Annotated in this window: 24 protein-coding genes; 10 read left to right on the top strand and 14 right to left on the bottom strand. The window is 62.0% G+C overall.

Going from position 1 to position 18859, the window contains the following annotated elements; genetic code table 11:
* Positions 1-15: 15 nt before the first annotated feature.
* From hisA to hisB, 5 genes are read right to left on the bottom strand one after another with little or no spacing between them, the layout of a single operon-like run.
* A complete protein-coding gene (hisA, locus tag ACVJNE_RS22460) occupies positions 16-759 on the bottom strand; it encodes a 1-(5-phosphoribosyl)-5-[(5-phosphoribosylamino)methylideneamino]imidazole-4-carboxamide isomerase (protein WP_499568982.1) in 744 nt (247 codons plus the stop codon).
* A 4-nt stretch (positions 760-763) separates the two neighbouring features.
* Positions 764-1054, bottom strand: a complete 291-nt coding sequence (locus ACVJNE_RS22455) for a DUF1330 domain-containing protein (RefSeq protein ID WP_499568981.1) — start codon at positions 1052-1054, stop codon at positions 764-766.
* Between the two features lie 10 nt (positions 1055-1064).
* On the bottom strand, positions 1065-1715 hold the full coding sequence (gene hisH / locus ACVJNE_RS22450) for an imidazole glycerol phosphate synthase subunit HisH (protein ID WP_499568980.1): 651 nt from the start codon (positions 1713-1715) through the stop codon (positions 1065-1067).
* 1 nt (position 1716) lies between these two features.
* A complete protein-coding gene (locus ACVJNE_RS22445; RefSeq protein WP_499568979.1) occupies positions 1717-2202 on the bottom strand; it encodes a DUF2628 domain-containing protein in 486 nt (161 codons plus the stop codon).
* Positions 2203-2211: 9 nt separating this feature from the next.
* Positions 2212-2817, bottom strand: coding sequence for an imidazoleglycerol-phosphate dehydratase HisB (hisB, locus tag ACVJNE_RS22440; RefSeq protein WP_173188662.1), 606 nt, complete (start codon positions 2815-2817; stop codon positions 2212-2214).
* A 164-nt stretch (positions 2818-2981) separates the two neighbouring features.
* On the opposite strand from hisB, the gene hslV reads away from it, so the two are divergent.
* The 5 genes from hslV (at position 2982) to ACVJNE_RS22415 (ending at position 7665) form a co-directional block, all read left to right on the top strand.
* Complete coding sequence (gene hslV / locus ACVJNE_RS22435; RefSeq protein ID WP_499568978.1) at positions 2982-3530, top strand: ATP-dependent protease subunit HslV; 549 nt, start codon at positions 2982-2984, stop codon at positions 3528-3530.
* Positions 3520-4053, top strand: coding sequence for a GNAT family N-acetyltransferase (locus ACVJNE_RS22430; RefSeq protein ID WP_499568977.1), 534 nt, complete (start codon positions 3520-3522; stop codon positions 4051-4053). Before hslV ends, ACVJNE_RS22430 begins: the two co-directional genes overlap by 11 nt.
* 73 nt (positions 4054-4126) lie before the next feature.
* Entirely contained in the window at positions 4127-5278 is a 1152-nt protein-coding gene (locus ACVJNE_RS22425) for a hypothetical protein (RefSeq protein ID WP_499568976.1), read from the top strand.
* Positions 5279-6589 (top strand): ATP-dependent protease ATPase subunit HslU, encoded by a 1311-nt coding sequence (gene hslU / locus ACVJNE_RS22420; RefSeq protein WP_499568975.1) that lies wholly within the window; start codon positions 5279-5281, stop codon positions 6587-6589. It begins immediately after the preceding gene.
* Positions 6590-6705: 116 nt separating this feature from the next.
* Positions 6706-7665 carry a DUF1402 family protein gene (locus tag ACVJNE_RS22415; RefSeq protein ID WP_499568974.1) on the top strand — a complete coding sequence of 320 codons (960 nt, stop codon included), beginning with the start codon at positions 6706-6708 and terminating at the stop codon, positions 7663-7665.
* A 3-nt stretch (positions 7666-7668) separates the two neighbouring features.
* Here the strand turns inward: ACVJNE_RS22415 and ACVJNE_RS22410 are convergent, their stop codons facing one another.
* From ACVJNE_RS22410 to ACVJNE_RS22395, 4 genes are read right to left on the bottom strand one after another with little or no spacing between them, the layout of a single operon-like run.
* Positions 7669-8043 (bottom strand): helix-turn-helix domain-containing protein, encoded by a 375-nt coding sequence (locus ACVJNE_RS22410; RefSeq protein WP_499568973.1) that lies wholly within the window; start codon positions 8041-8043, stop codon positions 7669-7671.
* On the bottom strand, positions 8040-8594 hold the full coding sequence (locus ACVJNE_RS22405) for a Smr/MutS family protein (protein WP_499568972.1): 555 nt from the start codon (positions 8592-8594) through the stop codon (positions 8040-8042). Before ACVJNE_RS22405 ends, ACVJNE_RS22410 begins: the two co-directional genes overlap by 4 nt.
* Positions 8591-9697 carry a murein transglycosylase A gene (gene mltA / locus ACVJNE_RS22400; RefSeq protein WP_499568971.1) on the bottom strand — a complete coding sequence of 369 codons (1107 nt, stop codon included), beginning with the start codon at positions 9695-9697 and terminating at the stop codon, positions 8591-8593. Before mltA ends, ACVJNE_RS22405 begins: the two co-directional genes overlap by 4 nt.
* 35 nt (positions 9698-9732) lie before the next feature.
* Complete coding sequence (locus ACVJNE_RS22395) at positions 9733-10437, bottom strand: Tim44/TimA family putative adaptor protein (RefSeq protein ID WP_444726755.1); 705 nt, start codon at positions 10435-10437, stop codon at positions 9733-9735.
* A 151-nt stretch (positions 10438-10588) separates the two neighbouring features.
* Between ACVJNE_RS22395 and ACVJNE_RS22390 the strand changes: the two genes are divergently transcribed.
* Positions 10589-11077: an FxsA family protein gene (locus ACVJNE_RS22390; protein ID WP_444726754.1), complete on the top strand. Its 489-nt coding sequence runs from the start codon at positions 10589-10591 to the stop codon at positions 11075-11077.
* Positions 11078-11187: 110 nt separating this feature from the next.
* Entirely contained in the window at positions 11188-11709 is a 522-nt protein-coding gene (secB, locus tag ACVJNE_RS22385) for a protein-export chaperone SecB (RefSeq protein ID WP_173188683.1), read from the top strand.
* 99 nt (positions 11710-11808) lie between these two features.
* Here secB and dnaQ read toward each other — a convergent pair whose 3' ends face one another.
* Genes dnaQ through ACVJNE_RS22360 form a run of 5 tightly spaced genes read right to left on the bottom strand, consistent with a single transcriptional unit; the run spans position 11809 to position 15470 of the window.
* Positions 11809-12534 carry a DNA polymerase III subunit epsilon gene (dnaQ, locus tag ACVJNE_RS22380; RefSeq protein WP_499568970.1) on the bottom strand — a complete coding sequence of 242 codons (726 nt, stop codon included), beginning with the start codon at positions 12532-12534 and terminating at the stop codon, positions 11809-11811.
* Positions 12535-12586: 52 nt separating this feature from the next.
* Complete coding sequence (gene coaE / locus ACVJNE_RS22375) at positions 12587-13192, bottom strand: dephospho-CoA kinase (protein ID WP_499568969.1); 606 nt, start codon at positions 13190-13192, stop codon at positions 12587-12589.
* Entirely contained in the window at positions 13189-14031 is an 843-nt protein-coding gene (locus tag ACVJNE_RS22370) for a shikimate dehydrogenase (RefSeq protein WP_499568968.1), read from the bottom strand. The genes coaE and ACVJNE_RS22370 overlap by 4 nt, the downstream gene beginning before the upstream one ends.
* A complete protein-coding gene (locus tag ACVJNE_RS22365) occupies positions 14024-14623 on the bottom strand; it encodes a Maf-like protein (RefSeq protein ID WP_499568967.1) in 600 nt (199 codons plus the stop codon). The genes ACVJNE_RS22370 and ACVJNE_RS22365 overlap by 8 nt, the downstream gene beginning before the upstream one ends.
* Before the next feature lie 25 nt (positions 14624-14648).
* Positions 14649-15470: a pyruvate, water dikinase regulatory protein gene (locus tag ACVJNE_RS22360; protein ID WP_499568966.1), complete on the bottom strand. Its 822-nt coding sequence runs from the start codon at positions 15468-15470 to the stop codon at positions 14649-14651.
* Between the two features lie 401 nt (positions 15471-15871).
* On the opposite strand from ACVJNE_RS22360, the gene hemE reads away from it, so the two are divergent.
* The 3 genes from hemE to rho all read left to right on the top strand — a co-directional run bounded on the left by hemE (position 15872) and on the right by rho (position 18857).
* On the top strand, positions 15872-16900 hold the full coding sequence (gene hemE, locus ACVJNE_RS22355; protein WP_499568965.1) for a uroporphyrinogen decarboxylase: 1029 nt from the start codon (positions 15872-15874) through the stop codon (positions 16898-16900).
* Positions 16900-17433, top strand: a complete 534-nt coding sequence (hemJ, locus tag ACVJNE_RS22350; RefSeq protein WP_499568964.1) for a protoporphyrinogen oxidase HemJ — start codon at positions 16900-16902, stop codon at positions 17431-17433. The genes hemE and hemJ overlap by 1 nt, the downstream gene beginning before the upstream one ends.
* A 158-nt stretch (positions 17434-17591) precedes the next feature.
* The gene (gene rho, locus ACVJNE_RS22345; protein WP_173188697.1) at positions 17592-18857 is read left to right on the top strand and encodes a transcription termination factor Rho; all 1266 of its coding nucleotides are present in this window, start codon (positions 17592-17594) and stop codon (positions 18855-18857) included.
* Positions 18858-18859 lie beyond the last annotated feature (2 nt).

Genomic DNA, 18859 nt, shown 5'->3' with positions numbered 1-18859 from the left:
CACGGGCCTTAAGAGTCATGCCGCTCGCTCCCGCGATTCACGCAGGATCGCCAGCGCTGCATCCGGGTCGATGCGGCCATCATAGAGGGCTCGGCCGGAGATGGCGCCTTCGAGCCGGCGCGCGTCGGGCATGGTCATGCGCACGATATCGGCGATGGACGCGAGCCCACCTGATGCGATGACGGGAATGGAGACGGCTTCGGCGAGGTCGATCGTGGCGTCCCAGTTGATGCCAGCCAGCACCCCGTCGCGGTCGATGTCCGTGTAGATGATGGCGGCAACGCCCGCTCCCTCGAACTTCTTCGCGAGCTCGATCGCGCCCAGCGAGGAGGCTTCGGCCCAGCCCTCGACGGCAACCTTGCCGCCCCGCGCATCGATGCCGACCGCAACCTTGCCCGGAAAGGCCTTGCAGGCTTCCTTGACCAGATCGGGATCACGCACCGCGACCGTGCCGAGGATCACCCGCGCCAGCCCCTTTGCCAGCCAGGCATCGATATGGACCATCGAACGGATACCCCCGCCAAGCTGCACCGGGTTCTTCGTCGCCTTCAGGATCGCCTCGACCGCCTCGCCATTGCGGCTTTCGCCGGCGAAGGCGCCGTCGAGATCGACCACATGCAGCCACTCGAAACCCTGCTCCTCGAAGGCGCGCGCCTGAGCGGCGGGATCGGTGTTGTAGACCGTTGCGCTATCCATCTCGCCCAACTTGAGACGGACGCACTGGCCTTGCTTCAGATCGATGGCAGGAAAAAGTATCAACGGATCATGCGCCTTCGACGATGGCAAAGTGAGCGTTCGAGAATTGCTGGCGCAGCTTCAATGCCGCTTGATATTCCGGCGAATGGTAGCAGTCGAGCGCAGTCTGGTAGTTCTTGAACTCGATGACCACCAGCCGCGATGCCGCCGGGCCTTCGAAGACTTCGCACTGTCCGCCGCGAACCAGAAATTTCGCGCCGTATTTCTCGAAGGCGGCAGCGTTTGCCGCGACGTATTGCGGATAGCCATCGGGATCGGTCACGTCGACCATGCCCATCCAGTAACCCTTCTTGCTCACGGCGTCCTCCTCACGGTTTCCAGCGCAGGAAATTGGCGATCAGGGCCAGGCCGAGCGCCTGGCTCTTTTCGGGGTGGAACTGGGTTCCGGCCATGTTCTCGCGCGCGACCAAGGCCGTGACGGGACCGCCATAGTCGGTCACCGCGACGACATCCTCCGAACGTGCCGCGTCGAGATGGTAGGAGTGGACGAAATAGGCATGCAGCCCGTCCTCACCGGTGCGGATGCCTGCCAGAAGCGGATGGTCATGTTTCACGTGAATCGTGTTCCAGCCGATCTGCGGGATTTTCAGCGAAGCATCGGAAGGCTCGATCTCCTTCACGTCGCCGGCAATCCAGCCAAAGCCGTTGGTGATGGTCTTTTCCAGCCCGCGCGATGACATCAACTGCATGCCGACACAGATGCCGAGGAACGGCCGGCCGCGCTCCGTCACGACCTCTTCGATGGTCGCCACCATGCCGGGCACGGCATCGAGCCCTGCCCGGCAATCGGCATAGGCGCCGACACCCGGCAGCACGATGCGGTCGGCACTTCTCACCCGCTCGGAGTCCGCCGTCAGGTCGATCTCGGCGGCGATGCCCGCCTCGCGCGCGGCTCGCTCGAAAGCCTTGGTCGCCGAGCGCAGATTACCGGATCCGTAGTCGATGATCGCAACGCGCATATTAGTTTCGCCCCGGATAGCCGAGCATGCCGAGCGCAGGGCCGGAACGGGTCGGGGTCGCGCGCTGACCAGTCATGACCGGAGCCGGCGGAAGAGCGTCGGAGACAGCGTCTCGCGCGACGTGGCCGGGGCCAATATCTGCGAGATAGCGGATCTCCGCATCGCGCGCGTCACCAGCCTCGACCACGCCCCATTCGCGCCAGCCGCGCCGGCGCAGGGCTGCCAGCCTCAGGGCCGATCCTTCGAGGCCGACGAAAAGCGCAAGCATAAGCGATGCGAGCGACGCCGTGCCGCTGCCCCACCAGGCACCCAGCAGCCCGATCACAAAGCCCGCGAGCACAACGGCCAGCGTCTCCAGCCACAGCCGGTGAACGAGCAGCCAGATCGCAGGCAGCAGGAAGGCCAGGATATGAAACCCGTCCCGCACGATGACCGCCCTCTCCTCGGCGGCGCGGCCGGGCGGCTCCATTACGACGAAACTAGCCATGGCGAACGCTCATCCGTTCAGGGTGCCCTTGGTGGAAGGGATCGCTCCCTCCTGGCGCGGGTCCGGTTCTATCGCGGCGCGCAGCGCGCGAGCCACCGCCTTGAAGCAGGTCTCCGCGATATGGTGATTGTTAGCGCCATAATGGTTCATCACATGCAGCGTGATGCCGGCGTTTTGCGCAAGCGCCTGGAAGAACTCGCGCACCAGCTCGGTGTCGAAGGTGCCGATCTTCGGCGCGCTGAAAGCGACGTTCCAAACCAGAAACGGCCGGCCGGAAACATCGACGGCAGCCTTGGTCAAGGTTTCGTCCATGGCAAGGTCTATCGATGCGTAGCGGGTGATGCCGCGACGCTCGCCGAGGGCGCGCGCCAAAGCCTGGCCGATCGCGATGCCGGTATCCTCGACCGTGTGGTGGTCATCGATATGCAGGTCGCCCTTCGCCTCGATCTTCATGTCTATCAGCGAGTGGCGGGCAAGCTGGTCGAGCATATGGTCGAAGAAGCCGACGCCGGTCGAGATTTCCGACGCGCCCTTGCCGTCGAGATCGACCGAAACGGCGATCTCGGTTTCCTTGGTCTTGCGCGCGACGCTCGCTTTGCGCTCGGGGCTGGCCATGCTGGGCGACCTTTCCTGCTTCTGGGCGAAAGCCTCTTATCAGCATGCCCCGCCGATTGCCAGCGGCGGCGATTTGCATTCGCGGCCCGCGCGCATACATAAGCCTTCACGCGGCCGGCGCTGCACTAACCCGAAGGCCGGCTGAAGGCAGTATCGGAGTTGATATGTCGAATGAACCGACCATGCACGCGACGACGATCGTCACCGTGCGCAAGAACGACAAGGTTGTGATCGCCGGCGACGGCCAGGTAAGCCTCGGCCAGACGGTCATGAAGGGTAACGCGCGCAAGGTGCGTCGCCTCGGCAAGGGCAACGTCATTGCCGGTTTTGCCGGTGCAACCGCCGACGCATTCACCCTGCTCGAGAGGCTCGAAGCCAAGCTCGAACAATATCCCGACCAGCTCACCCGCGCCTGCGTGGAGCTCGCAAAGGACTGGCGCACCGATCGCTACCTGCGCCGGCTGGAGGCGATGATGCTGGTGGCCGACAAGAACGTGACGCTTGCGCTGACCGGCACCGGCGATGTCCTGGAGCCGGAGTACGGCGTGATGGCCATCGGCTCGGGCGGCAACTATGCGCTGGCGGCCGCGCGCGCGCTTATCGATACCGACAAGAACGCGGAAGAGATCGCCCGCAAGGCAATGGAGATCGCGGCCGACATCTGCGTTTACACCAACGGCAACGTCGTGATCGAAACGCTAGATGCAGAATAGCCAACCCGAGATCGCGTTCCGTCCCGTGGAGCGCGAAGACTACGAGACGCTGCGCGGCTGGCTCAACCAGCCGCACATGCGCGAATGGTGGGGCGACCCGGAGGAGGAGCTTGGCTTCATCCGCGACATGGTCGAAGGGCGCGACACCACGCGGCCGTTTCTCTTCATGCTCGACGGGACGCCTATCGGCTACATCCAGTACTGGTTCATCGGCCATCACCAGAACGAGGAATGGATCAAGGACAACCCGTGGCTGACGGAGCTGCCCTCCGACGCAGTCGGCGTGGATGTTTCCATCGGCGATCCGGCTCTGCTTTCGAGTGGTTATGGGTCGGCGGCGGTAAGGGCGTTTGTCGCGAGGCTGATCGGCGAGGGCCACAGAACGATCATCATCGATCCTGAACCCACCAACCATCGTGCAATCCGCGCCTATGAAAAGGCCGGGTTCCGCACCATCCCGCATCTCGAGGGACGCACCGGCGATACACTCCTCATGGAGTATGTGCCGGATTTCGCAGCCTGAGTGCAGACATGCGTGACGGACCTGCTGCGCGCCTCCATAATGGCGGAACACCCGATCGCGAGGACAGCCATCATTGATCAGCACTGAAACGCTCGAAAGCGCTGTCGCAAACGGCGTGATCACTGCCGATCAGCGCGACCGGCTCCTTGCCATCGAACGCGGCTCGGCGGAGACCGACGAAGGCACCGAAGAGAACCTGCGCCTGATTGGCGGCGGCAACGACCTTTTCGTTACGGTCGGCATCGTTCTTCTCACGGCCGGGCTCTATTTCGTCCTGAGTACTGCGATCCCGGGACAACCGCTCTGGATTGCCGGGCTTCTGGCCGCGTTTTCATGGATTGTCGCGGAATTCGTTACACGCCAGCGCCGCATGAAGCTGTCTTCGACGGTGTTGAGCCTCGCCTTCACCGTGGCTGCGGTTGTCGGACTATCGCTGCTCGCCAACGCCAGCTATCCGATCCGGCAGCCGGATTCGTTCTGGCAGCTTCTGGCGTTGCGGCAGATGGTAGCCCCGGCCGGCTATATCGTATTCGGCGGAACGATAATCGCGGCGATCCTCTATTTCTGGCGCTTTCGCGTTCCGGTTCTCGCCGGCGTGATCGCTATCGCCGCGACGCTGCTGGCGTTCCTGCAGACCGCCTTGCTGCTTTACGACGGCGTTGCGGCTGGCACAGTCGCTGCTCCGCAAATCGAGGATATGCCGGAACTGCTGCGCGCGGCACTCTATATGCCGCTGGTCTGCGGCCTCGTCGTCTTTGGTGCAGCCGTCATGCTCGATCTGCACGATCGCGAACGGCGAACGGTCTGGTCCGACTGCGCTTTCTGGCTGCATGTCGTATCGGCGCCGATGCTCGTGCATCCGCTATTCATCATGGCCACCGGCCAGGACGTGGTTCTGGGCAATATCGAGCCTGACGGAAACGCATCCATCATGCTGGGCGTGCTCATCCTCGGTTTCGTCTATGTGGCGCTGGCCATCGACCGACGTTCGCTGCTGGTGCCGACGCTTGCCTATTTCGGCTCGCTCGGGATCTACTACCTGATCAATTCCACCGCCAACACCACCGGAATCCCGCCCTTCGCGCTGATTCTGCTTGTCGTTGGAACACTGATCATCATCTTTGGCGCCGGCTGGCAGCACATCCGAAACTTGATCGTGCGCCCGACTCTCCCCACATCCCTGCTCAACAAGCTCCCTCCCATCAAGGTTCAAGCGTACAAGTAGATGACCACTTTCTCTCCCCGCGAGATCGTTTCCGAACTCGATCGCTACATCATCGGCCAGAAGGACGCCAAGCGCGCCGTGGCCATTGCGCTACGCAACCGCTGGCGGCGCCAGCAGCTCGAAGGTCAGTTGCGCGAAGAGGTGATGCCCAAGAACATCCTGATGATCGGGCCGACGGGTGTCGGCAAGACAGAAATCTCCCGCCGACTGGCGAAGCTCGCCGGCGCGCCGTTCATCAAGGTCGAGGCGACCAAATTCACCGAGGTCGGCTATGTAGGCCGCGACGTCGAGCAGATCATCCGCGATCTCGTCGAAGCGGCTATCGGCCTGACGCGCGAGAAGATGCGCGAAGACGTCAAGGCAAGGGCGCATCTCAACGCCGAGGAGCGCGTGCTGGAGGCGCTGGTGGGCAAGAACGCAAGCCCGGCCACGCGCGATTCCTTCCGCCGCAAGCTGCGCGACAACGAGCTCGACGACAAGGAAATCGAGGTCGAGGTTGCCGACACCGGCAATGGCGGCATGCCCGGTTTCGAGATTCCGGGAATGCCCGGCGCAAATATCGGCGTGCTCAACATCAACGACATGCTGCAGAAGGCCATGGGCGGCCAGCGCACCAAGATGCGCAAGACGACCGTCAAGGAATCCTACGACCTGTTGATCAATGACGAGTCCGACAAGCTGCTCGACCAGGACGAGGTGGTGCGCCGAGCGCTCGAATCGACGGAGAACGACGGCATCGTCTTCCTCGACGAGATCGACAAGGTGGCCGCGCGCAGTGATATTTCCGGCGGACCCTCCAGGGAAGGCGTTCAGCGCGACCTGCTGCCGCTGGTCGAAGGCACCACGGTTGCGACCAAATACGGACCGGTGAAGACCGACCATATCCTGTTCATCGCATCCGGCGCATTCCACGTCGCCAAGCCGTCGGACCTGCTGCCCGAATTGCAGGGCCGACTGCCGATCCGCGTCGAACTGCGCGCGCTGGAGAAAGACGACTTCCGCCGCATCCTGACGGAAACCGAGGCGAGCCTCATCAAGCAATATGTAGCGCTGATGGAGACCGAGGGCGTAGCCCTCAACTTCACCGACGATGCGATCGATCGGCTGGCAGGCATAGCCGTCGATCTGAACGCAAGCGTCGAGAACATCGGTGCACGCCGGCTGCAGACGGTGATGGAGCGGGTACTTGACGACATCTCCTTCAACGCACCCGACAAGTCCGGGTCGGAGGTAACGATCGATGCCGGCTATGTTGACACGAATGTCGGCGACCTCGCCAAGAACACGGACCTGTCACGGTTCATCCTGTAGGCTGAATTTCGCTATTCGGGAGCCCTGACGAGAGATTGAACGCAGGGCTCTCGACTCCTTCCGCCGCAGCAACTATTTTCGCCGGCCTGTCTTCCTCCATCTTCACAAGGTCGGAAATGAACCCTGCAGTGCGGCTCCTCGTATGCCTGTGCCTGGTCGCGACAAGCGCTCCGGCTGCTGCGGCAACGCTGGTACCGCCCGGAAACCGCTTCGAGGAGCAGCCGCAGGTGCCGGCAGCTTCGGCCAGCCGGACCCGCGCTGCCAAATCGACCTACGAGGCGAAATACAAGAAAGTCTATGCGCTGCTCGAGAACGACAGCGTCCTGCGCGACAAGATCAAGAAGGTGGCCGCGCAGTACAAGATCGACCCGCTTCACATGGCGGGCGCGATTGTGGGCGAACACACCTACAACGTCGACGCCTATGACCGACTGCAGACCTACTATGTGAAGGCCGTCTCCTACCTCAAGACGAGCTTCAACTTTTCGCATAACGGCGAAAGCGTCAGCGATTTCATCGAGCGCCCGCAATTTTCAGCATGCGCGAAGCTGTCGGACAGTTACGATCTCTGGTCCTGCCGGGAAGCGATATGGAACAACGAATTCCGCGGCAAGACGGTTGACGGAGCCAGCTTTCCCAATGATCGTTTCAGCGCGGTCTTCTTCCAGCCATTCTATGCTGGCCAGACCTTCGGGATCGGCCAGCTCAACCCGTTGACCGCGCTTCAGATGAGCGATCTTGTGGCCAGGGTGTCAGGCCTGCCGAAGCTGGACCATGAGGATCCGCAGCAGGTCTACCGTACGATCATGGACCCGGACCTGACGCTCGCCTACGTCGCCGCGACGCTGAAGAAGTCCATCGAGGCGTACCGCGATATCGCCGGCTACGACATCTCCAAGAACCCGGGCATCACGGCGACCCTCTACAACATCGGCAATCCCGAGCAGCGCGCGCAAGCGCTCAAGGCGGAGAACCGCAAGCGCCGAAGTGCTGGCCAGGCGGCGCGGCTGCCGGAAGAGAATTATTATGGCTGGCTTGTGAACGACAAGCTGGACGAGCTGAAAAAGCTCTTCTGAGGATCAGCGGCGCTTGCCGCGTTCCTGAATCTCGGACAACTGGCGAAGCAGGCCCCTTATATCGTCCTCGTCGAGGCCAGCGATCTGGGATGCAAGGCGATTGGCCAGCAGCGTCGCCGAGGCTGACAGTCCGGTCGTGTCGACAACCACCCGGGGGTGAGAGCTTTCCGCGACCCGCTGCAATTCCTCGGCTTCGTCCCAGATGACGTTGAAATAGCCGACGATCTTCTGCACCAGCGGCCAGCTCGGCGCGCCGCGCCTGCCATGCTCCAGAGCCGACAGATAGGCGGGGCTGATGCCGAGCGCAGTCGCCATCTCCTTCTGGGTGACTCCCTTTTTCGCGCGCAAATCACGCATTTTCGTCCCGAACGGCGTCATCCCGCGCCTCCTGAACGCCGCAGTCTCACGTAAAGCGCGCCCGAACCGCCGTGGCGCCGCGCCGCATCTTCGTGCGCGCTCACCAGCGCACGGAACGGCGGCGTCGCAAACCAGGCCGGCACCGCCCTGCGCAGGACGCCATCGGAACCAAGCGACGAGCCTTTGCCGGTCACGACCAGAACGTGGCGGCGTCCGTCGGCATAAGCGCGATGCAGGAACGAAAGCAGCAGCATATGCGCCTGGCTTTGCGTCAGCCCGTGAAGGTCTACCTTGCCTTCGATCGGCAGACGACCCTTCGCCAGCTTTTCGCGAACCGGCGCGTCTATCCTGTGCTGTCTTGCATGGGTGGCCGGACGGTTCGGTTCGGGCGCCTGCGCCTCGCGGCGCGTAGAGCCGGCCTTAAGCGGTGCGTCGAGCAGGGTGGCGAAGTCTTCGGCAGGGGGTGCCTCTTCTTCGATCGCCTTCCCGGGTAACGGCGTCGCCGAGCGCGCGACCCTGCCCCACAGTATGCGGTCTTCCATCGAAAGCTTCTTGTCCGATGACGCGGTCATGTTGAAACCGCCCCCAGTAGCGCGCGCGGGACCAGCGCGCAGAAATCCGCAGGATGGCGAACCACGCCGGCAATCTCGCCAGCCGCATAGCCGGATCCGGCAAACAGATCGCCGCGCGCGGGACCGAGGATTGCCGAGCCGGTATCCTGCGCGATCATCAATCTGCGAAACGGAACGTCGTCGAATGCTCGAAGCGTCGGCGCATCGACGAAAAACGGCGTTGCAAATGTGTGCAGCAGCCGGTCGACGGCCATGGAACGACCGGCGGTCAACGGCACCTTGGCGGCAGCGATCGGCCCCATCCCCGCATCTTCGACCTCGGCGAACCGGAAGAAAATGTAGGAGCGGTTCTGACGCAGGATTTCGTCCACGCGATGCGGGTTGCGCCGAAACCACGCCCTGATCGCCTGCATGGATATTTCGGCGGCCGGTATCTCACCCATCGCCACCAACAATCCGCCCGGTCCGGTAAAGCGCTGGCCGGACTTGGCGGCATAGGTGACGCGCTTTACCGAGCCATCGGGCATCGTCAGCCGCGCGGCGCCCTGTACATGCACGAAGAACGCGTCAACGGGATCGGCTAGCCAGGCGAGCGCCGAAGCCCTCTCGCCAAGCGCGCCCTTCTCGATTTCTGGCCTGTCGAAATATTCCACTATTCCGGCTGATGTCGATCGGCCGAATGCCAGATACGGATCCAGCCCGTCCGGGCGATTCGCGTCATGGATCTTTACGAGATCGTCCGGAACGCCGAGCAATGGCACAGTGAACTCGTCCGTGCGCACCGGCGAGGCCGCGACCTCAGGTTCATAAAAGCCGGTGACGAAGCCGGAACCGTCTCCTTCGGGAATTACCCTGCAAGGGAGGAACCAGCGTTCGAAGAAACCCCTGGCTGCTTCGTCATCAAGAGTTTCGGCTCTGTCGGCGGCGTGAAAGGCTTCCTCGAAAGCACCCGCGTCGATACCGAGCGAGCCTGACTTATACGGTTTCTGGAGCGCTCGGCGCGCGCTCAATCGGAAAGCCGCAAAAGCTTCGCCATGTCGATCTGCGCGCCAGCCCGGCAGATCGTCGAAACTCGTGGATTTGAGGAGTGGCGAGAGCGTCACGGCGCAGTCCCGTCGCGCGGTTCTGGCCGGAACGGTCAGTCGTCGGCTTCTGTCGCGACCAGTTTCCAGTTCGGATCGCGCGAGCGCGTGTCGCGAGCAAAGGTCCATACATCCTTGACCTCGGCGACCGTCTCCGGATCGCCATCGATCACTTCACCGGCACTGTTGCGGGTCGCCGAAATCAGCTCGCTTACGATTCTCAATGTCACATGGGCCTCGCTGCCCTTCATCTCGGCATTGACGATATCGGCCTTGTCGATGCCAACGAAGGAGGACTGGATTTTCTCCGACCGGCTTTCGCGATCGGCTATCGCGGCGACGAACCCATCGAAAACTTCCCGCGAAAGAAGGTTCTTCAGCGTACGGCGATCGCCGTCTGCATAGGCCATGACGATCATCTCATAGGCCATTTTCGCGCCGTCCACGAACGTCTTCGGCTCGAATGACGGGTCGGCGTCGCGGATCGCACGCAGGCTCTTGTTGAGGTCCGTACCGGGCTTGGCGAATGCGTCTATGGCGGCATAGGCGTCGTCCGCCTCGGACCCGCCCTTGCGACGCGGCAGCGAAACTACGTTCTCCGAGGCGGTAGAATCGGACTTCTCGCTGGTCCGTGCGGACGTATAGGGATCGAATGGCTGGCGTTCGTTACCGGTGCGGCGGCCCAGCACGTTGCGCAACTGGAAAAAGATCACAATTGCCGCGACCAGAAAGAAAATCGTGCCGAAGTCGAAAAATTCCATAGCGTCCGCCAAACCTCTTATCCAGCAAAGGCCTCGCTTTGCCGGTTGTCCCCTTGCATATAGAACGCATCCCGCCATCATTCAAATCAAAGCGGCGGCACACTATCTAAACTGATCGACCTTAAACGCACCTCATCGGAAAGATCGCATTTTGGCCTTCCCTTTCATCCCCTTGCTGCTGCTTGCATTGCCACTGGCCGAGATCGCCGTATTCGTCATGGTCGGCAGCGAGATCGGTGCACTTGCCACGGTCGGTCTTGTCATCGCCACCACGATCCTGGGCTCGATCCTGTTGCGGGTCCAGGGTTTCGGCATCCTGACACGCATACGTGAAACCATGGATGCAGGCGGGTCTCCGGGCCGGGACCTTGTGCACGGCGTCATGGTGTTGCTGGCGGGGGTGCTTCTCTTTCTTCCCGGCTTCGTCACCGACGCCCTAGGCTTTCTCCTTTTCATTCCACCGATACGCGATCTGGGGTGGCGGCTTATCAGAAGCCGCATCACCATCGTCACCGCCGCTGCGGGTCCAGGCGGCTTTCGCCGGCCGGGACGTGGGCGAACCATCGACCTGGATGAAGACGACTTCGCCCGGGACGACAAGCCTCAGCCCCCGCGGCCCTCGATCACGGACGATCGCTGAGGCCAGGCGGGCAACGGCTCGCAAGCTTGTCACGCCGGACCTGCCATGGTAGCCAACGCCGCGTTTTCATTCCCGGCCGGGAACGGCTGAAATAGAGAGGATTCCGGCTGATGGCCAAGAAACCAGAAGAAACCACGACCCCGCCGCCCGCCGGTGCCGCCAAGGCAGGCAATGGCGCGCAGCCGTCGCTGAACGTACTTGCCCAGTACATCAAGGACCTCTCCTTCGAGAGCCCCGGCGCACCCGCCTCGCTGCGCGGTCGCGACAAGGCGCCCGGCATCAACATCAATGTCAACGTCAATGCGAATCCGATCTCGGAAACCGAATACGACGTGACGTTGACGCTGAACGCGCGGGCGGGCGTCGAGAAGGACGTGCTCTTCAACGTGGAGCTGGTCTACGGCGGTGTCTTCCGGGTGGTCGGCTTCCCGCAGGAACACATGCTGCCGCTCCTCTTCATCGAGTGCCCGCGGCTTCTCTTCCCGTTTGCCCGTCAGATCATTGCTGACTGCACGCGCAATGGCGGTTTCCCGCCGCTGATGATCGATCCGATCGATTTCGCGCAGATGTTCCAGCAGCGCATGGCCGAGGAGCAGGCCAAGGCCAAGGTGCAGCCGAGCGGCACGGCCTGATCCTGATCAGCGAATCCCCCTCAAAAAGGCCCGGATCGATCCGGGCCTTTTTCTTTTGGCAGCGTCCTTAACTGCCGATGGTTTCACGTGAATCGCTGGCTAGCTCGCCGCGGCCTCGTCGCGATAGCCGGGCTCAACCTCCAGCCAGATGGCCGATGAACCCAGCGTGGCGACGAGGGCCTGATGGGCCTGGCGGTCCTGGTCGCTGAGCCGCGACGCGAGCGGCCGTTCTCGAACACGGACCGTCGCTCCGACCGTCTGCTCAACAATCACCGTGGTCGTCTGAACCTGCACATCGAGGCTGAACGCAGCCTGCTTGCCACCCATGAGCTCGATATAGACTTCGGCCAGAAGCTCGGAGTCGAGCAACGCGCCGTGCTTTTCGCGGTGGCTGTTGTCGATGCCGTAGCGCCGACACAGGGCGTCGAGTGAATTCGGCCCCATCGGATGCTTCCGCCGCGCGAGCGCCAGCGTGTCGATCACCCTGCCCGGATCGACGGCCGGCATCCCAAGCCGAGCAAACTCGGCATTCAGAAAGCCGATGTCGAAATTGGCGTTGTGCGCGACGAGCATCGCCCCGTCGAGAAAAGAAACGAGATCCTCGGCGATTTGCGGGAAGGACGGCTTGTCCACCAGATCGGCATCGCTGATGCCATGAACGGCAAGCGCCTCGGGATTGACCGCGCGTCCCTGCGCATTGATGTACTGGTGGAAGGTGCGTCCGGTCGGGAACTTGTTGACCAGCTCGATACCGCCGAACTCGATGATGCGGTCCTCGCGGGAATCGAGCCCAGTCGTTTCCGTATCGAATATGATCTCGCGCATCGATTCGCTCCTTTGTGCTCAGGATGCGTGTCGCCAGCGGGCAGGGCAAGCCTCAGCCGGCGGCTTCTCTGGGCTTGCCCCCAGTCAATTCATCGACAATCTCGGCGACACGGCGGCGCGCCGCGTCCATGCCCTGCCCTGTATCGATGATATAATCCGCGCGCCGGCGCTTTTCCGCATCCGGCACCTGCCGGGACAGGATTGCCTCGAATTTCTCTTCCGTCATGCCTGGCCTGGCCAGCACCCGTTCCCGCTGCACTTCGGCAGGGGCGGTCACGACGACAATTCGATCGACGCGATCCTCTCCGCCGGTCTCGAACAGCAACGGAATGTCGAGCAGCGCCAGTCTCGCGCCTTCCTGCCGGTGGCGTGCGAGGAACGCATCGGCATCAGCGCGCACCAGAGGATGCACGATCCGCTCCAGATCCTTCAGTGCATCTGGCTGGCCAAGCACCGCCTTCGCAAGCTTTTCCCGGTCGACCACACCGTCGTGAACGACGCCCGGAAAGCGCTTCTCGATCAGCCCCGCCGCCTCGCCGGCATAGAGGCGATGCACCGTCTCATCGGAATCGTGCACTGGGACGCCTGCGTCGCGGAACATGCGCGCCGTCGTCGATTTGCCCATGCCGATCGATCCGGTAAGGCCGAGCACGATCATGAACGAGCTCCCTCTATATCTGCCACGATGATCCCCCGAAGCCGGTCGGTCACCTGCGGACGGACGCTGAACCAGCGTTCGAACCCCGGAACGGCCTGATGCAGCAGCATGCCAAGACCGTCAACGGTCTTCAGTCCGCGCTTTGCAGCCGCCGCAAGCAGTGGTGTCTGCAGCGGCGTATAGACGATGTCGACGACCGTCGCGTTCGCCGGTAGTTGCGCAACGTCCAGCGGCATCTCGCCCTGCCCGTTGAGGCCGACGGAGGTCGTGTTGACCACGAGGTCGCTCGTTGACGCCAGATCATTCGCATCCTGCCAGTGATGTGCCTGGATGCCCGTTCCGAAACGCTCGGAGAGTTCCTCGGCGCGCGCAAAGGTGCGATTGACCAGCCGGATGTCGGCAATGCCTGCCGTCGTTAGCGCGTGAAGGATTGCTCGCGATGCTCCGCCCGCGCCCAGCACCAGCGCCGACTTGGCCGAGCGCCAGGATGAAGCGTGCACATCGAGATCGGCGGCAAAGCCTGTAGCATCCGTATTGCCCCCGCAGATCGCGCCGCCGTCAAGCCAAAGCGTGTTGACCGCGCCGATCGCGCGGGCCGCCTCGTCGAGCCGATCGACCAGCCGACACGTCTCTTCCTTGTGCGGGATCGTGACGTTGCCGCCAACAAACCCGCTCTCCGGCAGGTTTCGTATGAAGCGTTCCAGATCGTCGGGAGCGATGTCGATGCGTTCGTATGTGCCGGAAATCCCGTGACGTTCGAGCCAGTAGCCATGAATGAGCGGGGATCGCGAATGCGCGATGGGATGGCCGATGACGAAGGCCTTTGTCGTCTCAGCCATCGATGGCCTGCATTTCGCGAAGCTTTGCGAGCAGCGGCAACAGCGGAATTCCGACGATGGTAAAGTGGTCGCCCTCGATCGTCTCGAAGAGCTGGATGCCTTCGCCTTCGATCTGGTACGCGCCGACGCTCGAAAGCGCCTTTTCGCCGACATGCGACAGATGCCGGCCTATGAAGCCCGGATCAAGTTCGCGCATGGTCAGCCGCGCGACGCCGACATGGCGCCATAACACCTCTCCGTCCCGCATCAGGACGACGGCGCTGTTCAACTGATGCGTCCTTCCCGAAAGCGCCAGCAGACGGCGGCGGGCTTCCTCCATGTCGCGCGGCTTGTGCAGCACTTCATCGCCAAGCGACAGGGTCTGGTCGGTGCCGATGACCAGCGCACCGGGGCGATCCTGGGAAACTTCGAGGGCCTTGGCCTCGGCAAGTATCAAGGCCAGGTCTTCCGGACCCACGCCCGAGTTGGCGACCGCGGCTTCAACTGCGCGCTCGTCGATCTGCGGCTTCTCGACCTCGATCGAGAGGCCTGCATCTTCAAGCATCTTCCTGCGAAACGGGCTGCCCGAGGCGAGTACGATGGCGTCCGACATGATGCGATCTCCTGTCCGGCGGGAGTTAACGTGTCTTGCCACGCAGTGCAACGATGGCCGCCGCGGTTTCCTCGATCGAGCGACGGCTGACATCGATGGTCGGCCAGCCGTGTCGCGCACAGAGCTGCCGGGCATAGGCAAGCTCCTGTGCAATGACGGTACGGTCGACATAGCTCTGCGAGTCGTAGCCGACCGAACTGCCCAATATTCGGTTCTGGCGGACATGGGAGATGCGTTCGGCGGTTGCTATCAGCCCCACTACAAGCGGGCGCTTGGCATAGATGACACTTTCTGGAACGGGTACGCCCAGCACGATCGGGATATTGGCAGTCTTGATACCGCGATTGGCGAGATAGATGCTGGTCGGCGTTTTCGATGTTCGCGAGATGCCCATCAAGATGACGTCCGCATCCTCGACATCGTTGATGAGCTGCCCGTCATCGTGCTCCATAGTGTAGTTGAGCGCATCGATGCGGCGGAAATATTGTGCATCCAGAACATGCTGCGCGCCGACGCGGCGCCCCGCAGGTGCCCCCAGATAGGACTGGAACACCGCAAGCACCGGCTCCAGCACCGAGACGCAGGGCAGGCCCATCGCAGCGCATCGATTGTCTATGAGACGCCCGAGTTCCTGATCGACAACCGTGTAGAGGACAATGCCCGGCGTTTCGTCGATCTCACCGAGCACTTTGAGAAGCTGTTTTTCCGTCCGGATCAGCGGATAGATATGCTCGATCGCGCGCGCATCCTTGTATTGCGCGGCAGCGGCACGGCCGGCCGCGAGCAGCGTCTCGCCGGTCGCATCCGAGATGAGGTGAAGGTGGAAGAAGCTCTGCGGTTTATTCACAGCCCGGACCGGCCCCTGTTGGCAATTGTGGATACCGGGCAGAGTTTACCCGCCGGGCGGAGCCGGACTGTATCAGACCCCCATTCATCCACAATTCACCCTACGCTGGAGATCGAAACGGTGATGTGCGTTAGATTGGGGAAATCAGCCGGTTGTTCAGCACGCATGACTGGTCATGCCAATCCGGCAGCGTTGCAACAGATTGATTCCAAAAGGCGATCTGGAACTATCCGGGTAATTCACAGGCCTGTATGAAAATCCGCTGCGTCGCTTTGCGCGTTGAGTTTTCACGGCTGCAGGTGGACAAGCCGTAATTGCCGATTCCAACAGAGTCATAGAATCAAAAGATTCTCTTAAAAGATTCTTTCTTTATTTCAGGCGCCAATCCGGAGAGGACCAGCATGACCGAAAAACGGATCGTCATGGACGTGCTGCGGGGAGAAACGGTCTTCCCTCCTCCCATCTGGATGATGCGACAGGCTGGCCGATATCTGCCGGAGTATCGCGAAACGCGGGCTCGAGCCGGAAGCTTCCTCGATCTCTGCTACAACCCCGATCTTGCTGTGGAGGTAACCCTTCAACCGATCCGCCACTTCGGCTTCGATGCTTCGATCCTGTTCTCTGACATCCTGGTTGTCCCGCATGCGCTTGGCCGAGACCTGCGCTTCGAAGAAGGTCGCGGTCCCTTGATGACACCGATCGAGCCCGATGAAATCGAGCGCCTTGAGGGTGCTGGCTTTCATGATCACCTTGCGCCGGTCTACGAGACCGTGCGCAGACTGCGGAGCGAGCTTCCTGCGGCAACGACGCTGCTGGGCTTCTGCGGTGCGCCATGGACTGTCGCGACCTACATGATTGCCGGCCACGGGACGCCGGACCAGGCTCCAGGACGGCTTTTCGGGTACAGGCACCCGGAAAGCCTGCGCAGGCTCCTGGAGACACTTGCAGACCGGTCGGCAGACTATCTCATTCGCCAGATTGATGCGGGAGCTGATGCTGTCCAGATATTCGATTCCTGGTCGGGCGTGCTCGATGAAGCCTGCTTCGAAGCCTATTGCATCGAACCGGTAGCCCGAATGGTGAAGCGTGTTCGAGCGGTACATCCGAAAACGCCCATCATCGGCTTTCCGAAAGGTGCAGGTACGCTCTACGGGTCATATCGCTCGAAGACGGGCGTTGATGCCCTCGGTCTCGACTGGAGCGTTCCCTGGAGCCAGGCGTTGTCGCTGCAGGCGGAAGGCGCCGTGCAGGGCAATCTCGATCCATTGCGGCTGGTTGCTGGCGGCAAGGCGCTGGAAGATGGTGTTGCTGCCATCCTGCGCAGGCTTGGTGACGGCCCCCTGGTCTTCAATCTCGGGCACGGGATAACGCCCGAAGCACCCATTGCGCATGTCGAAGCGATGGTCCGGATGGTGCGGGAGGCGCGATAATGACCGAACCGCAAATCAAATCCGAGGCTGGCCCGGCCGTGCGGGCCGCAGGCGCTCTGGCGATAGTGGCTGTGCTGGTGGCGCTGCTGTTCTGGCTCGATCCCGTCGCGCTTTATCCGTGGGTCAAGGCCGCCCACGTGATCGCTGTCATTTCGTGGATGGCGGGGATGCTCTATCTTCCAAGGCTGTTCGTTTATCACGCCGAGGCCGAGCGGGGCTCAGACAAGTCCGAGACATTCAAGGTTATGGAGCGCCGGCTTCTGCGTGCGATCATCAATCCGGCGATGGTGGCAACCTGGGTGCTTGGGCTCTGGCTGGCCTGGCGAGGCTTCGGATTCGTAGGCGGCTGGCTGCATGCAAAGATCGCCGCCGTGCTTCTGCTTTCCGGCGTGCACGGGTACCTTTCGGCCTCGGTGCGGCGCTTCGCTGAAGATCGCAACGAGAAGCCAACCCGCCATTGGCGCATCGTAAACGAGATCCCGACTGTACTGATGATCGTAATTGTGATCCTCGTGGTGGTGAAACCCTTCTAAATCGGGAGCGGAATTCCCATATTGCGCTTTAGGAGGAGGGACGCTAAGAGTCACATCCTCTCTCCCCGCATGGCGTAGTGCTTTCTGTCTTTCCAGGCGCGTCCCGCGCTCACTCTCGCCCCGCACCCCCTCCTGTTGCCCATTCCAGAGTCCGCATCATGCAGGAAATGAAACTACAAGAGCTGAAAAGCAAAGGTCCCACGGACCTGATCGCGTTCGCCGAATCGCTCGAGGTCGAGAATGCCAGCGTCCTGCGCAAGCAGGAGTTGATGTTTGCGATTCTCAAGAAGCTCGCGGCGCAGGACATCGAGATTATCGGCGAGGGTGTTGTCGAGGTGCTGCAGGACGGCTTCGGCTTCCTACGCTCCGCCAATGCCAACTATCTGCCGGGTCCGGACGACATCTACATCTCGCCGTCGCAGATCCGGCGCTTCTCGCTGAAGACTGGCGACACCGTCGAAGGCCCGATCCGCAGCCCGAAGGAAGGCGAGCGCTATTTCGCGCTGCTGAAGGTCAATACCATCAACTTCGAGGATCCTGAGAAGATCCGGCACAAGATCCACTTCGACAATCTGACACCGCTCTATCCCAACGAGCGGCTGCGTATGGAAACGGAAAATCCGACGACCAAGGATCTGTCGGCCCGCGTCATCGATCTGGTCGCCCCGCTCGGCAAGGGCCAGCGTGGCCTGATTGTCGCGCCGCCGCGCACAGGTAAGACGGTGCTGTTGCAGAACATTGCCCATTCGGTCGCGACCAACCATCCGGAAGCATATCTGATCGTGCTGCTCATCGACGAGCGCCCGGAAGAAGTGACCGACATGCAGCGCTCGGTGAAGGGCGAAGTCGTGTCCTCGACCTTCGACGAGCCCGCGGTCCGTCACGTTCAGGTGGCCGAGATGGTCATCGAGAAGGCCAAGCGCCTCGTGGAGCATGGTCGCGACGTCGTGATCCTGCTCGATTCGATCACGCGCCTGGGCCGCGCCTACAACACGGTTGTTCCGTCTTCCGGCAAGGTGCTGACCGGTGGTGTGGATGCCAACGCCCTGCAGCGTCCGAAGCGCTTCTTCGGTGCGGCACGCAACATCGAGGAAGGCGGATCGCTGACGATCATCGCGACCGCGCTGATCGATACCGGCAGCCGTATGGACGAGGTGATCTTCGAGGAGTTCAAGGGTACGGGTAACTCCGAAATCGTGCTCGACCGCAAGGTCGCCGACAAGCGTATCTTCCCGTCGATGGATATCCTCAAGTCCGGCACCCGCAAGGAAGACCTGCTGGTCGCGCGTCAGGATCTGCAGAAGATTTTCGTGCTGCGCCGCATTCTGGCCCCGATGGGAACCACGGATGCGATCGAGTTCCTGATCGACAAGCTGAAGCAGACGAAGACGAATTCCGACTTCTTCGATTCCATGAATACGTGATG

Source organism: Mesorhizobium sp. DxT (assembly GCF_058448885.1).
The sequence above is the reverse complement of the archived record's forward strand: the minus strand, read 5'-3'. Positions and strand labels throughout refer to the sequence as shown.

Bases quoted from the DNA above. Each gene is read 5' to 3' on its own strand.
- ACVJNE_RS22370 (WP_499568968.1), bottom strand. From the start codon at position 14,031: ATGGCTGAGACGACAAAGGCCTTCGTCATCGGCCATCCCATCGCGCAT.
- ACVJNE_RS22405 (WP_499568972.1), bottom strand. From the start codon at position 8,594: ATGACCGCGTCATCGGACAAGAAGCTTTCGATGGAAGACCGCATACTG.
- coaE (WP_499568969.1), bottom strand. From the start codon at position 13,192: ATGATCGTGCTCGGCCTTACCGGATCGATCGGCATGGGCAAATCGACG.
- hslV (WP_499568978.1), top strand. From the start codon at position 2,982: ATGTCGAATGAACCGACCATGCACGCGACGACGATCGTCACCGTGCGC.
- ACVJNE_RS22365 (WP_499568967.1), bottom strand. From the start codon at position 14,623: ATGTCGGACGCCATCGTACTCGCCTCGGGCAGCCCGTTTCGCAGGAAG.
- hemJ (WP_499568964.1), top strand. From the start codon at position 16,900: ATGACCGAACCGCAAATCAAATCCGAGGCTGGCCCGGCCGTGCGGGCC.
- dnaQ (WP_499568970.1), bottom strand. From the start codon at position 12,534: ATGCGCGAGATCATATTCGATACGGAAACGACTGGGCTCGATTCCCGC.
- ACVJNE_RS22415 (WP_499568974.1), top strand. From the start codon at position 6,706: ATGAACCCTGCAGTGCGGCTCCTCGTATGCCTGTGCCTGGTCGCGACA.
- ACVJNE_RS22430 (WP_499568977.1), top strand. From the start codon at position 3,520: ATGCAGAATAGCCAACCCGAGATCGCGTTCCGTCCCGTGGAGCGCGAA.
- ACVJNE_RS22445 (WP_499568979.1), bottom strand. From the start codon at position 2,202: ATGGCTAGTTTCGTCGTAATGGAGCCGCCCGGCCGCGCCGCCGAGGAG.
- rho (WP_173188697.1), top strand. From the start codon at position 17,592: ATGCAGGAAATGAAACTACAAGAGCTGAAAAGCAAAGGTCCCACGGAC.
- hemE (WP_499568965.1), top strand. From the start codon at position 15,872: ATGACCGAAAAACGGATCGTCATGGACGTGCTGCGGGGAGAAACGGTC.
- ACVJNE_RS22395 (WP_444726755.1), bottom strand. From the start codon at position 10,437: ATGGAATTTTTCGACTTCGGCACGATTTTCTTTCTGGTCGCGGCAATT.
- hisB (WP_173188662.1), bottom strand. From the start codon at position 2,817: ATGGCCAGCCCCGAGCGCAAAGCGAGCGTCGCGCGCAAGACCAAGGAA.
- hisH (WP_499568980.1), bottom strand. From the start codon at position 1,715: ATGCGCGTTGCGATCATCGACTACGGATCCGGTAATCTGCGCTCGGCG.
- secB (WP_173188683.1), top strand. From the start codon at position 11,188: ATGGCCAAGAAACCAGAAGAAACCACGACCCCGCCGCCCGCCGGTGCC.
- ACVJNE_RS22410 (WP_499568973.1), bottom strand. From the start codon at position 8,043: ATGACGCCGTTCGGGACGAAAATGCGTGATTTGCGCGCGAAAAAGGGA.
- hslU (WP_499568975.1), top strand. From the start codon at position 5,279: ATGACCACTTTCTCTCCCCGCGAGATCGTTTCCGAACTCGATCGCTAC.